This is a genomic window from Ralstonia sp. 1B3 (assembly GCF_036631435.1).
On sequence record NZ_JAPNUG010000041.1, the window covers coordinates 82,085 to 96,134 of the forward strand.

Annotated in this window: 6 protein-coding genes and 3 pseudogenes; 5 read left to right on the forward strand and 4 right to left on the reverse strand. The window is 66.9% G+C overall.

Features of this window, described 5'->3' with window-relative positions; translation table 11 throughout:
* The first annotated feature begins 198 nt into the window (after window positions 1-198).
* Window positions 199-1,128, forward strand: coding sequence for a hypothetical protein (locus OWR21_RS12295; protein ID WP_332395394.1), 930 nt, complete (start codon window positions 199-201; stop codon window positions 1,126-1,128).
* Between the two features lie 3 nt (window positions 1,129-1,131).
* Here the strand turns inward: OWR21_RS12295 and OWR21_RS12300 are convergent, their stop codons facing one another.
* The 4 genes from OWR21_RS12300 to OWR21_RS12315 form a co-directional block, all read right to left on the reverse strand.
* On the reverse strand, window positions 1,132-2,577 hold the full coding sequence (locus OWR21_RS12300; protein WP_332395395.1) for an efflux transporter outer membrane subunit: 1,446 nt from the start codon (window positions 2,575-2,577) through the stop codon (window positions 1,132-1,134).
* Complete coding sequence (locus OWR21_RS12305; RefSeq protein ID WP_332395396.1) at window positions 2,574-3,875, reverse strand: efflux RND transporter periplasmic adaptor subunit; 1,302 nt, start codon at window positions 3,873-3,875, stop codon at window positions 2,574-2,576. Before OWR21_RS12305 ends, OWR21_RS12300 begins: the two co-directional genes overlap by 4 nt.
* On the reverse strand, window positions 3,868-7,074 hold the full coding sequence (locus tag OWR21_RS12310) for an efflux RND transporter permease subunit (protein ID WP_332395397.1): 3,207 nt from the start codon (window positions 7,072-7,074) through the stop codon (window positions 3,868-3,870). Before OWR21_RS12310 ends, OWR21_RS12305 begins: the two co-directional genes overlap by 8 nt.
* Window positions 7,075-7,245: 171 nt before the next feature.
* Window positions 7,246-7,719 (reverse strand): MarR family winged helix-turn-helix transcriptional regulator, encoded by a 474-nt coding sequence (locus tag OWR21_RS12315; RefSeq protein ID WP_147217618.1) that lies wholly within the window; start codon window positions 7,717-7,719, stop codon window positions 7,246-7,248.
* Window positions 7,720-7,906: 187 nt separating this feature from the next.
* Between OWR21_RS12315 and OWR21_RS12320 the strand changes: the two are divergent.
* The 4 genes and pseudogenes from OWR21_RS12320 (at window position 7,907) to OWR21_RS12335 (ending at window position 14,033) form a co-directional block, all read left to right on the forward strand.
* Window positions 7,907-8,737: pseudogene (locus tag OWR21_RS12320) on the forward strand (p-hydroxycinnamoyl CoA hydratase/lyase).
* Window positions 8,738-8,775: 38 nt separating this feature from the next.
* The gene (locus tag OWR21_RS12325) at window positions 8,776-10,239 is read left to right on the forward strand and encodes an aldehyde dehydrogenase (RefSeq protein WP_332395398.1); all 1,464 of its coding nucleotides are present in this window, start codon (window positions 8,776-8,778) and stop codon (window positions 10,237-10,239) included.
* A gap of 81 nt (window positions 10,240-10,320) precedes the next feature.
* A pseudogene (locus OWR21_RS12330) lies at window positions 10,321-12,225 on the forward strand (feruloyl-CoA synthase).
* Window positions 12,226-12,285: 60 nt separating this feature from the next.
* A pseudogene (locus tag OWR21_RS12335) lies at window positions 12,286-14,033 on the forward strand (tannase/feruloyl esterase family alpha/beta hydrolase).
* Window positions 14,034-14,050 lie beyond the last annotated feature (17 nt).

A 14,050-nucleotide genomic window follows, 5' to 3' on the forward strand; every position in this document is an offset into this window, starting at 1 on the left:
TTATCAATATCTGAATTAAGAACAACTAATCACCCGGAAAGCCTTGCCAGCATTGGGTGTGGCAAGACATTGGCGACAATGTGCGGCCGTCCCCACTTTGGAGGGGGGCAACTGCCTTGCCCCGGTGACACAATCGCGAAAATTCAGAAGTCATGCTGCGCGACATGCGACGCATGGCAGACCCGGTCGGGGAGCTTCATGCAAGAGAGTTGGATGGCAATTTCGGCGGCGCGCGCGCGGGCGCATCGCCTGTACGGCGTGCGCGGCTGGCTCGTGACACTGCTGTGGCTGAATACGCTGCCGGCGCTGGCGATCGTGCTGGCGATGGGCATGATGCTCACGCTCGGCGACGCCAATGGCGGACCGGCGCGGGCGGCACCGGCGCTGGCTGGGCTCGTCTTTCCGCTGGGGCTCGTCACCGTGGCTTTCCTGCGCCTGCGCTGGTTTCCGATGGTGTGGCTCGGATACGGCGTGCTCCAGCTGCTGGCCACGCTGGCCATGAGCGGCGGAATCCACGCGTGGACGACACAAGCCTCCGGCGGCACGGCAGGGCGCATGCCGATCATGCTGCTGCTGGCAGCGGAGGCGTTGCTGCTGATCGGCACGGCAGCGTACATCTGGTTTTCGCGCCGCGTGCGCGTGACCTATCGGCATGAGGTGCGGCTGACCGATCCTGCTGCAGCGCCGGCTGTGTTCGACAAGCCCGCCCCCAATGAAACGCCCTCTGACGCCACCGACCACGCACGCGAACGGGCCGCCCTGCGGCGCGTTGCGCAGGAACTGAGTTCCGGCGTGCTGGACACTCGAACCTGGATGCACGTCATGCGGCATCACGCCGATGCCACCGACGGCACCCGCACGGCGGCCTATGTGCGTGCGCGCATGTCAGAGCTGTGTCCGCCGGCGCACGTGCATCCGCCGGTCGTGCGCACGTTGTCGACGGGGCTGGGCGCGCTGCTGGTCAGCCTGATCGCAGCGGGTGCGCTGATGGCGGCGGTGATTGCGCTGGCGCTGCGCGTGCCTGGCGAGGGCACCGAGCTGCTTGAACTGCTCGTTGCCGTGGCGCTCACGCTGAGCTGGCTCGGTGGCCTCTTTGTTGGCGCGGGCTTCCTGCGCCGCGTTGCCTGACGCCTATCGCGTGGCCATCGGCGCGGCCGCGGCCTGGTTCCAGTCGCCGCCTACCGCCTTGACGAGGAACAGGCTCGTCGTCATTTGCTGGCCCAGAATCTGCACCGCCGTGCGCTGGTTGTTCAACAGCGACTGCTGCGCGGTGATCACGTCCAACGACGTTGCCAAGCCGCCCTCATAGCGTGCGCTGGCAATGTCGTAGACCTTGCGGGCGCTTTCCACGGCATGGCGCGCCTGGCTTGCGGCACGGTCCAGCGATTGCAGTCCGGCCAGACCATCTTCGACTTCCTGCAGCGCGCCCAGCACCGTCTGGCGGTAGTTGGCGATCGCACCTTGGTAGGCCGCGTTGGCAATGTCCACACGCGCCCGCGTGCGGCCGGCGTCAAACACCGTCTGCGCGATCTGCGTGCCGAACGACCACAGCAGCGTCGGCGCAGAAAACAGCAGCGCCAGATCGCGGCTTTCCCAACCGGCGCCGCCGTTGAGCATCACGCTCGGGAAGAACGCAGCGCGTGCCACACCGACTTGCGCGTTGGCAGCAGCGGCCCCGCGTTCAGCGGCCGCCACGTCGGGCCGGCGTTCGATGACGTCGGACGGCAGCGCCACCGGAATCTGCGGCGCCGTGCCCTTGAGCGGCGTCGGCTCGATGTGAAAAGCGGGTGCAGGTGTGCCGACCAATGTGGCCAGCGCGTGCTCGTACTGCGCGCGTTGCTTGGTCAGCAGTTCGGCCTGCGTGGCGGTGCTGTCGACCAGCGCCTGTTGCTGCGCCAGGTCGAGCCCCGATGCCACGCCGTCCTGATGCCGTGAGGTGACGAAATCGAGCGCCTTGCGCTGCAGCGCCAGCCCTTCCTGCACCACGGCGATTTCCGCGTCGGTCTCGCGCAGGTTGTACCAGGTGGTGGCGACCTGCGCGGCCAGCAGCAGGCGGAAGTTCTCGACGTTGGCTCCGGCCTGCTCTTCGCTCGCCGCCGCGTTGGCGACGGTGTTGCGCACGCGGCCGAACAGATCGGCTTCGTAACTCGCCTCGGCGCGCAGCACGAAATCGCTCTGGATGGTCGACATGGTCGGGCTGGTGTACGACGAGAGCGGTCGCTCCGACGACGTGCGCGTGCGCGTGTCGTTGTTGGTGGCCGTGATGGTCGGCAGCAGGCTGGCGCGTGCCACGCGCGTCTGCGCCTGTGCCTGCTCCAGGTTCGACAGCGCGACCTTGAGCGACTGGTTGTGCGCCAGCGCCTGCGTGATCAGCCTGTCGAGCTGTGGATCGTTGAAGCGTTGCCACCACGGGCCTTTGGGCGCGGCGTCGGCGGGCTGCGCGGCGCGCCAGGGTGCCTCGGTCTGCCAGCGCGCCGGCACTTCCATGGCGGGGCGCTCGTACGTCGGCGCGAGCGAGCAACCGGCCAGCGAGACGATCAGCGAGGCCGCCAGCGCGGTGGTGTGCAGCCGCGTCATGATGCGTGCGGCGCCGATGCCCCCGGTGCCGATGCGGGCGCGGGGGTGACGATGCTCACCGCCTCGCCTTGCTCGATCGAATCGGCCGGGTTCAGGATCAGCGCGTCCGTCGCCTTCACGCCAGACACGATTTCCACCGTGCGGCCGTAGTCGCGCCCGATGGTGACAGGGCGCAGGTCGACGCGGCCGTTTTCTGCAATGGCGATGCGCGGGCCTTCCTTGCGGAAGAGCAGCGTGTTCGTCGGCACGAGATAGGTGCCCTGCGCGTTGGCGCCCGCATCGTCGCCGGACGATTTGCCCTTGATGGCGACCTGCACATACGCACCCGGCAGCAGGCGGCCGTCCTTGTTGGGCAGCTGCACTTCCACTTGCATGGTGCGCGTGGTGGCGTCGATGGCGCCGGAGGCGCGCGCGATGGTGCCGTGGAAGGTCTGGCCCGGCAGTTCGGCCAGCGTCACGGCCACGTCCTGGCCGACCTTCACCTGCTGCGAATACGCCTGCGGCACATACAGGTAGATGCGCAGCGGATCGGTCTGCGCCAGCGTGAACAGCTCCCGGTTGGCGCCCGCATTGCCGGCGTTGACCAGCGTGCCGACGTCGACATTGCGCTTGGTCACCACGCCTGCAAACGGCGCCACCACGCGGCGGAAGCCTTGCAGCTCCTGCAAGCGGCGCACGTTGGCTTCGGCAGCGGCCAGGTCGGCCTGGGCCTGGTTGGCGGCGCTGGTGCGCTCGTCCAGCTCCTGTTGCGAGACGGCGTCTTTCTGGCGCAGGTTCTGCCAGCGCGTGAGCGACGTCTGCGCCAGCGCCTTGCGTGCGGCGGCCTGGTTGCGTGTGGCCTGCGCCTGGTTCAGTTCCTGGTCGACTTCGGGCGTGTCGAGCAGCGCCAGCACTTCGCCCTTGTCGACGTGGGCGCCGATGTCCTTGAACCAGCGCAGCACATAGCCGCTCGTGCGGGCATAGATGGGCGATTCAACGTAGCCCTGCAGCGTGCCCGGCAGCGTCAGCTCGCGGTTGGCGCTGGCCGGTTTGGGGGCGACGGTGGTGACGTAGCGACTGGTCTGCGCGTTCACCTGCCGCTCCAGCGCCTGCGCGTTGTAGTAGCGGCCGACCAGCGTGCGCCCAGCGCCCAGCGCCAGCACCACCACCACGGCAATCACGACCCAGCGTGCGCGGCGCATGGCGGGACCGCGATCCACCTGTTCGATCGGGTCGACGGTGACGACGTGGTGCGGCGGGCCGTCCGCTGGATGCCCGGAATGCGCCCCAGGATGGGCACTGGATGTTTGCTCAGACATGTCCTTCGCTTCCCCGCAAATCGTGACTACGCCGGGCGGCGCGCCGCTGCAATCTGTTGTGCACGCTGGCAAACACCACCGGAACAAAGAAGAGGGTCGAAACGGTCGCGAACAGCAGACCTCCGATCACCGCGCGCCCCAGCGGCGCGTTCTGCTCTGCGCCCTCGCCGAGGCCCAGCGCCATGGGCACCATGCCGATGATCATTGCCAGCGCCGTCATCAGCACCGGACGCAGGCGGGTGGCGCCGGCTTCGAGCGCGGCCTGCACCGGCGCAATGCCTTCGGCCAATCGCTCGCGCGCGAACGAGATCAACAGAATCGAATTGGCCGTCGCCACGCCCATCGTCATGATTGCCCCCGTGAGCGACGGCACCGACAGCGTCGTCCCCGTCACGAACAGCATCCACGCGATGCCCGCCAGCGCCGCGGGCAGGGCCGTCACGATGATGAGCGGGTCGATCCACGACTGGAAGTTCACGACGATCAGCAGGTACACCAGCACGATCGCCATGACGAGGCCGAGCCCCAAGCCGAGGAACGACGATTCCATCGTCTTCACCTGACCGCGCACCGTGACCTGTGCGCCGCGCGGCAGCTTGGGGCGGATGTCGTCGACGGCTTTCTGTACTTCCTTGGCGACCGCGCCCAGGTCACGGCCCTGCACGGCGGCATAGACGTCCACCACCGGCGTGATGTCGTAGTGCGACACCACTTGCGGCTGCACCGCGGGGCTGACCTGCACGAGGTTGCCCAGCAACTGCGGCCCGCCTGCCTGTGCAGCGCCGCCGCGCGAGCTTGCCACCGGCGTGCGCAGCAGCGCGTCGAGCGAATCGACGCGGTACTGCGGGCTGGTGACGGCCACCTGGTACACCACGCCGTTGATCGGGTTGAGCCAGAACGTGGGCGAGGTCTGGAAGCTTGAGCTGAGCGACACGAGCAGGTTCTGCGCCACGTCGCGCCCTTCCAGGCCGACCTGCTGGATGCGCGTACGGTCCATGTTCAAGGCGAGCGTGGGCTGGTCGAAGCGCTGGTGCACATGTGTATCCACCGCGCCAGGAATCTGCTTGATGCGGTTGGCCAGCATGCCCGCAAGCTGCTTATTGGTGGCCACGTCGGCGCCGGAGAACTGCACGTCGATGGCCGACGGCAAACCAAAGTTCAGGATCTGGCTGACGATGTCTGCAGGCTGGAACGCGAATTCCACGCCCGGAAAGCGCTTCGGCAGTTCTTCGCGCAGGCGGCGGATGTATTCCGCGCTGGGTTTGCGCTCGCCCTCGTGCAGGGCAATCAGGATTTCGCCGTCGAGCGTGCCGATGGTGCCCGCGTTGCTGTACGACAGATTGATCCCCGAGTTCGGCACGCCGAGGTTGTCGAGAATCGTCGACAGTTCCTGTTTGGGGATGATGTCGCGGATGGCTGTTTCCACCTCGTCGGCCAGCCGTGCGGTTTCTTCAATCCGCAGGCCCGACGGTGCGCGCATGTGCAGGCGGATCTGTCCGGCATCTACATCGGGGAAGAAGTCACGGCCCAGCACCAGGAACAGCGCGCACGACGCCACGCAGAAGCCCAGGAATGACAGCGCGAATACGCGGCGGCGCTCCAGCAGCCCGCCGAGGATGGCGGCGTAGTTGCCGCGCATGTGTTCGAACTGCGTGTTGAATGCCCGGTAGATGCGGCCGAACGTGCTCGGTTTTGCGTCGGCTTTCCCGGCGTCATGCGGGTGGCCGGTCATGAGCATCATCACCAGCGTCGGCACGAGCGTGCGCGAAAGCACGTATGAAGCCAGCATCGCAAAGATCACCGCTTCGGCCATCGGCACGAACAGGTAACGCGCCACGCCCGTGAGGAAGAACATCGGCACGAACACGATGCAGATGCAGATTGTGGACACGAAGGCGGGCACGGCAATTTCGGCGGCGCCATCCAGGATGGCGGTGACGGGCGCCTTGCCTTCGTGCAGATGGCGCTCGATGTTCTCGATGGTGACGGTGGCGTCGTCCACGAGAATCCCGACCGCGAGCGCCAGGCCGCCCAGCGTCATCAGGTTGATGGTCTCGCCGATCAGGTGCAGCACGATGATCGACGACAGGATCGACAGCGGAATCGACACCGCAATGATGGCCGTGCTGCGCCAGTTGCCGAGGAACAGCAGGATCATGGCCGCCGTCAGGCATGCGGCGATGATCGCCTCGCGGATCACGCCTTCAATGGCCGCCTTCACGAACAGCGACTGATCGAACAGGGGCGTGATCTTCAAGTCTTGCGGCAGCGCGGCGGCCGCGGCCGGCAGCAGCTTGTGGATGTTGTTGACGATATCGAGCGTCGATGCGCCGCCGTTCTTCAGGATGGACAGCAGCACCCCGCGCTGGCCGTCCTGGCGCACCACATTCGTCTGCGGCGAGAAACCGTCGCGCACGTGGGCCACGTCGCCCAGGTACAGCGTGGCGCCGTTGCTGGTCCTTACCGGAATCGCATTGAGCGCGGCGATGCTGCCCGGCGTGCCGTTGAGCGTGACGCCGTATTCGGTGGCGTCGATCTTTTGCGTGCCGGCCGGCAGGATCAGGTTCTGCGCGCCTACCGCGTTGACGATGTCGACGGGCGTCAGGCCCTGCGCCAGCAGCTTCTGCGTATCGAGATCGACCGTGATCTGCCGGCTCTTGCCGCCATACGGAAACGGCACCGCGATGCCCGGCACCGTGATCAGGCGCGGGCGCAGGAAGTTCAGCGCCGCATCATTGAGTTCCTGCTCCGACAGCGTGTTGCTCGACAGGCCCAGTTGCAGGATCGGAATGCTCGACGCCGAATACTTGATCACCAGCGGCGGCGTGGTGCCCGGCGGCAACTGCCGCACCTGCGCCTGCGTGCTCGCCACGATCTGCGCGAGCGCGGTCTGGATGTTGGCGTTGGGCTGGAAGAAGACTTTGATGATCGACACGCCGCCCAACGATTGCGACTCGATGTGCTCGATGTCGTTGACGGTCGTCGTCAGGCTGCGCTCGGTGACGGAGACGATGCGGTCGGCCATCTCCTTCGCGGGCAGCCCGTTGTAGTTCCAGATGATGCTCGCGACCGGAATGTCGATTTCCGGGAAGATGTCCGTGGGCGTACGCATGAGCGTAAACGGCGTCGCCAGCAGGATCAGCAGGGCGAGGACGATGAACGTCAGCGGCCTTCGCAGCGCGAGTTGGACAATCCACATGGAGGCGTTTCAGAACCGCGGTGCGTTGATGGAGGGCGACGGTTGTTCGATCCCGCCCGACAGGCAGGGACCAGCCATTCTAGCGCCGGGGGCCGCCGATCAATATGTCGCTTTGATCTGACTTTATTACATTGCATAACGGCAACTGCCGTGGCAACTGAAGGGCCCCGCTCAGCGCAGATTGCGCCCGCATTGCAGCAGCAGATCGTGCAGCAATGCCGCGTGCGCGGCGTCGATTCCTTGCAGCATTTCCTGCTCGAGCCGGCTGACGGCCTCGTCGCACAGCGCCAGCAGCGCGAGCGCTTCGTCGGTCAACCCGAGCATGACGATGCGGCCGTGCGTTGGGTCGGGCGTGCGCGTCACCCAGCCGCGGGCTTCCATCGCCTTCACCACTTCATTGGCCGACTGCGGCGACATGAACGAGCGCTCCGCCAGTTGCGCGTTCGACAGACTGCCCCGCGCGTGCAGCACAGACAGCGCCGTGAATTGCGGCACCGTCAGCCCGTGCGGGGCGAGCGCTTCGCCCAGGCGGCGCTTGACGATGCGATCGGTGCGGCCGATCAGGTAGGGCAGTCGTGCAGACGTTGCGGGTGCGCCGTCTTGTGCGGGCTGAGGTGTGTTGCGTTTGGTTCGTGTGGCCGCCATGGATGTGAGTGGGTGTGCACCTATGCAGATGCGCACATTCTGCTACGTGTCGTTCGGATCAGGGTTTACGGCAATGATAATCTCCTTGTTATATCAGGCTACCTGATATTAAATTGGCACCAAGCTGAGACGCGCCGCACACAAGACGGCGGGCATCTCAAGCAGCCGACAGATCAAGGAGACGGAAATGGCTGATTACCAAGGGCGCTGGCAAACCGTGGACGTAAAGGTGGACCAGGGCATTGCATGGGTGACGTTCAACCGCCCCGAGAAGCGCAATGCCATGAGCCCGACGCTCAACTCGGACATGATCCAGGTGCTCGAAGCGCTGGAGCTGGATGCCGATGCCAAGGTGCTGGTACTGACCGGCGCAGGCGATGCGTGGACGGCCGGTATGGATTTGAAGGAGTACTTCCGCGAAGTCGACGCCGGCCCGGAAATCCTGCAGGAGAAGATCCGGCGCGATGCCTGCCAGTGGCAATGGAAGCTGCTGCGCATGTATGTTGCCGACCATCGCGATGGTCAACGGCTGGTGCTTCGGCGGCGGGTTCTCGCCGCTGGTGGCGTGCGATCTGGCGATTGCGGCGGACGAGGCCACCTTCGGCCTGTCGGAAATCAACTGGGGCATTCCGCCGGGCAACCTCGTCAGCAAGGCGATGGCCGATACCGTGGGCCACCGCCAGGCGCTCTACTACATCATGACCGGCGAGACCTTCACCGGTCAGCAGGCCGCCGCCATGGGCCTCGTCAACGAGAGCGTGCCGCGTGCCCACCTGCGTGCGCGCACCGTGGCACTGGCCGAGAAGCTGCTGGAGAAGAACCCCGTGGTGCTGCGCGCCGCCAAGCACGGCTTCAGCGCAGCCGCGAGCTGACGTGGGAGCAGAACGAGGATTATCTGTACGCCAAGCTCGACCAGGCCACGCTGCGCGATCCGGAGGGCGGCCGCGAGCAGGGCCTCAAGCAGTTCCTGGACGACAAGTCGATCAAGCCGGGCCTGCAAGCCTACAAGCGCGCCTGATCTGGTCCGCTCACGCCAACGCCCCCGGAGACGAACCCATGCCTGAGGTGACTCAGCTTGTGACCCTGCTGATCGGCGGTGAAAGCCGGCCAGCTGCCAACGGTGCCACCTTCGAGCGCCGCAATCCCGTCAACGACGCGGTCGCATCGCGCGCGGCGGCGGCCACGCTGGAAGATGCCGACGCCGCCGTGCAGGCTGCTGCCGATGCGTTCCCCGCGTGGGCGGCCTTGGCGCCGGGCGAGCGCCGCAAGCGGCTCCTGAAGGCCGCCGACTTGATGGACCAGCACACCGACGCCTTCATTCGCGCCGGCGCGGCGGAGACCGGCGCCAGCCCCAACTGGATCGGCTTCAACGTCATGCTGGCGGCCAACATGCTGCGCGAAGCCGCCTCCATGACCACGCAGATCGACGGCAGCGTGATCCCCTCGGATGTACCGGGCAACTTTGCGATGGCCGTGCGCCAGCCCTGCGGTGTGGTGCTCGGCATTGCCCCGTGGAACGCGCCGGTGATCCTGGGCACGCGCGCGCTGGCAATGCCGCTGGCATGCGGCAACACGGTCGTGCTCAAGGCGTCGGAGCTGTGCCCGGCCGTGCACCGGCTGATCGGCACCGTGCTGCAGGAGGCGGGCCTGGGCGATGGCGTGGTCAACGTGGTGACCAACGCGCCGGCCGACGCCGCCGAGGTGGTGGAGCGCCTGATCGCGCATCCGGCCGTGCGCCGCGTGAACTTCACGGGCTCGACGCATGTGGGGCGCATCATTGCGCAGCACGCGGCGCGGCACCTGAAGCCTGCGCTGCTGGAGCTGGGCGGCAAGGCGCCGGTGCTGGTGCTGGACGATGCCGACCTGGATGCCGCGGTGGACGCGATTGCGTTTGGCGCATTCTTCAACCAGGGGCAGATCTGCATGTCGACCGAACGCGTCATTGTCGATCGCAAGATTGCCGATGCCCTCGTCGACAAGCTGGCCGCCAAGGCGCGCACGCTGCGCGCAGGTGACCCGACTGACGCGACCGCGCAACTGGGCGCGATGGTGAGCGTAGATGCAGCCAGGCGCGTGCAGGCGCTGGTGGAAGATGCCCGCGCGCACGGCGCTGCGCTGCCCGTCGGCTTGCACATGGATGGCGCCATCGTGCAGCCGGCCATCGTGGATGGCGTGACGCCCGCCATGCGGCTGTACAACGAGGAATCGTTCGGCCCCGTGGTGACGGTGGCGCGCGTGGATGGCGATGAAGAGGCGATTCGCCTGGCCAATGACAGCGAATACGGTTTGTCGGCCGCCGTGTTCAGCCGCGATGTGTCGCGCGCCATGCGGGTCGCGCAGCGTATCGAATCGGGCATCTGCCACATCAACGGCCCCACCGTGCACGACGAGGCGCAGATGCCGTTTGGCGGCGTGAAGAGCAGCGGCTACGGCCGGTTCGGCGGCAAGGCGTCGATTGCGGAATTTACTGAGCTGCGCTGGATCACCTTGCAGAATACGCCGCGCCACTATCCGGTTTAACCGATCTGAAGTTCGGCAGCCGCCCACCACAACCATAAAACGGGCGGCGCATTCAGGAGACAAGACGTGAATCACGTCGAAATGCAGGCTCAGGGCCCGCAGGTTCAAACCGGGCATCACACGCCGCCCCCGGCAGGTGTGCCCGATCACCCCTACAGGCAGGTTGCCGTGAGCGATGCGCCTGCGCGTTGCGAGATGGACGCGCGCGGCGGCGGTGTCTGGCACGTGCGCAATACCGAAGCGCTGGCGGAACATCCGGCGCGCATGACCGACTGTCTGGTCGCGGGCGCGCAGCGCCACCCGGATCGCGTGCTGGCTGCACGTCGCGGGCCGGACGGCGCATGGATCAAGCTGACCTACCGCGAGATGCTGGTGCGCGCACGCGCCATCGGTCAGGCATTGCTGGATCGCGGCGTCTCCACCGAGCGCCCGCTGGCGATTCTGTCCGGCAATGATCTTGAGCACTTGCAGCTGGCGCTCGGCGCCATGTGGGCGGGTGTGCCCTACGCGCCGGTGTCGCCGCCGTATGCATTGGTGTCGACGGATTTCGGCAAGCTGCGCCACGTGTTTGACGTGCTGACGCCGGGGCTCGTCTATGCGGCGGATGGCGCGGCCTTTGCCAACGCCATCGGCGCGGTGGTGCCGCCCGGCGTGGAGGTCATCACGCGCGACGGCGTATTGCCCGGGCGCAGCGCCACCGCCTTCGACACGCTGCTGCACACGCCCGTGACCACGGCAGACGCCGCGCAGGCCGCAACCGGCCCCGATACGCTGGTCAAGGTGCTGTTTTACCTCCGGCTCGACGCGCGCGCCCAAGGCCGTGCCGACCACGCACCGCATGCTGTGCAGCAACCAGCAGATGCTGCGCCAGACGATTCCCGAATTCGCCAAGGAGCCGCCGGTGCTGGTGGATTGGCTGCCGTGGAACCACACGTTCGGCGGCAGCCACAACGTCGGCATCGTGCTCTACAACGGCGGCACGCTTTACATCGATGACGGCCGGCCCGTGCCGGGCAAGTTCGACGAGACCCTGCGCAACCTGCACGAGATCGCGCCCACTGCGTATTTCAACGTGCCCAAGGGATGGAAGAACTCGCGCTGGCGCTGGAACGGGACCCGGCGCTGCGCGAGACCTTCTTCTCCCGCGTGAAGCTGTACTTCTTTGGCGGTGCAGGACTGTCGCAAGAGGCCTGGGACCGGCTGGAGCGCGTGACCGGCCAGCACTGCGGCGAACGCATCCGCATCATGGCCGGCCTGGGCATGACAGAGACGTCGCCGTGCTGCCTGTTCACGACCCGGCCGATCATGCGTTCGGGCTATGTCGGCACGCCGGCGCCGGGCTGCGAACTCAAGCTCGTGCCCGTGGGCGACAAGCTGGAGGCGCGCTTTCGCGGGCCGCACGTCATGCGTGGCTACTGGCGCCTGGGCGAAGAGCCTGCCGCACCGGTCTTCGATGAAGACGGCTACTACTGCAGCGGCGACGCGCTGCGTTTCTACGACGCCGACCACCCCGAAAAAGGCCTCGTCTTCGATGGCCGCATCGCGGAGGACTTCAAGCTCAGCTCTGGCACGTTCGTCAGCGTGGGCCCATTGCGTGCACGTGTGATTGCCGCGGGCGCGCCGTATGTGCAGGACGTGGTGATTGCCGGCATGAACCGTGACGACATCGGCTTGCTGGTGTTCCCGCAGATGGAGCGATGCCGGCGGCTCTCTGGCCTGCTGCCAAGCGCCAGCGCAGCCGAAGTGCTGGCCGCCCCTGCCGTGCGCGCCGCATTTGCCGCACTGCTGCACGAACTGAACGCCACGGCCACCGGCAGCGCGACGCGCGTGGCGCGGCTGCTGTTGCTCGACGTGCCGCCATCGCTTGACCGCGGCGAGGTCACCGACAAGGGCACGCTCAACCAGCGCGCCGTGCTCGCCCACCGTGCCGAGCAGGTCGACACGCTGTATCGCGATGGCGATCCCGCGGTGATTCGCGCGGGCTGATTCCAACGCAGGACGACACCCAACCGGCAAAGACCGGTTCATCCACCCAGGAGGAGACTCATGAAGACCGTCATGTCACGGGGCATGGCGCTGGCCGCGCTCGCCCTCGCGCTGAGCTGTGCCGGCTGCAACGACGACAGCACAGGCGACGCATCGTCGTCGCAAGCTTCGCAGCTGCCGCAGCTTTCGCCCGCCACGGGTTTGAATCTCGCCAGCGCGTGCGAGAGTTTTGCCGGCAAGCTGAGTTTTGCCAACACCAGCATCACCGCCATCTCGACCGTGGCGGCAGGCACGTTGAGCGTGGGCGGCAACGCCGTGCCCGAGCACTGCCTCATCACCGGCACCATGAACACGCGTGTGAGCCCGGTGGACGGCAAGACGTACGCCATCGGTTTCGAGATGCGTCTGCCCAAGGCATGGAACGGTCGCTTCTACTACCAGGCCAACGGCGGGCTGGATGGCGCGGTGGCCACGGCGCTGGGCGCGTTGGGCGGTGGTCCCGCCAGCAGTGCACTGGGCTCGGGTTTGCCGTCATCAGTTCGGATGCCGGGCATAACGGCAGCCAGGTGCCGCTGTTCGGGCGCGACCCGCAGGCCCGCCTCGATTACGGCTACAACGCCGTTGCCACGCTCACGCCGATGGCCAAGGCGATGATCGCGCAGGTGTACGGCAAGGCGCCGGACCGCAGCTACTTTGGCGGGTGCTCCAACGGCGGGCGCCATGCGATGGTGGCCGCCGCGCGTTCGGCCAATGCGTATGACGGCATCGTGGCCGGCGACCCGGGTTTCCATCTGCCCAAGGCGGCCATCAACGAGGTGTACAGCGCCCAGCAACTGGCGACGGTGGCGACCGCCAACACCAGTGCGGGCTTTCCAGACATCACCACGTCCCTGAGCGCCGCGGAGCGCGCCATGGTGGCCAGCCACGTACTCGCCAAGTGCGACGCATTGGACGGCACGACCGACGGCATGATCAACAACCTCAAGGCTTGCCAGACCGCCTTCAGCCTCGCCAACGACGTGCCGACCTGCACCGGCACCCGCGACGGCACCTGCCTGACCGCCGCGCAGAAAACCGTGATGGCCAACCTGTTTGCCGGCGCGCGCAACAGTGCTGGGCAGGCGTTGTACTCGGGCTTTTCGTTTGACGCCGGCATCAGCGGCAGCAACTGGGCGGCGTGGAAGCAAGGCAACTCGATCCAGCTGGATCCTGCAGCGCTGGCGTTCGTGTTTACGACCACGCCGCAGCCGGCGTCGGCCATCACGTCACTCACCGCGTATGGCCTGGCGTTCAACATGGATACCGACGCCCCGAAGATCTTCGCCACTGACGCCACGTACACCGAATCCGCCTGGTCGTTCATGACGCCGCCCGATGAGACCAACCTCGGCACGCTCAAGGGGCGCGGCGCCAAGCTGATGGTCTATCACGGCACGAGCGACCCGGTGTTCTCGTCCGACGACACGACCGACTGGTACCAGCGCCTGGCCGCAGCCAACGGCGGCGATGCCAGCAACTTCGCGCGCTTCTATCCGGTGCCGGGCATGAATCACTGCGCGGGCGGGCCGACCGCCGACCAGTTCGACATGCTCACGCCGCTGGTGGCCTGGGTGGAGCGCGGCGTGGCGCCCGACAGCGTGGTCGCCACCGCACGCGGCCCCGCCAACGCCGTGCCGAATGCCGAAGTGCCCAGCGACTGGAATGCCGCCGGCCACGACCGCACGCGTCCGCTGTGCGCCTACCCGAAGAACGCGCGCTACACGGGCACCGGCAACATCAACGACGCCTCGAGCTTCAGTTGCCAATGACGGCCGCCCAACATCCG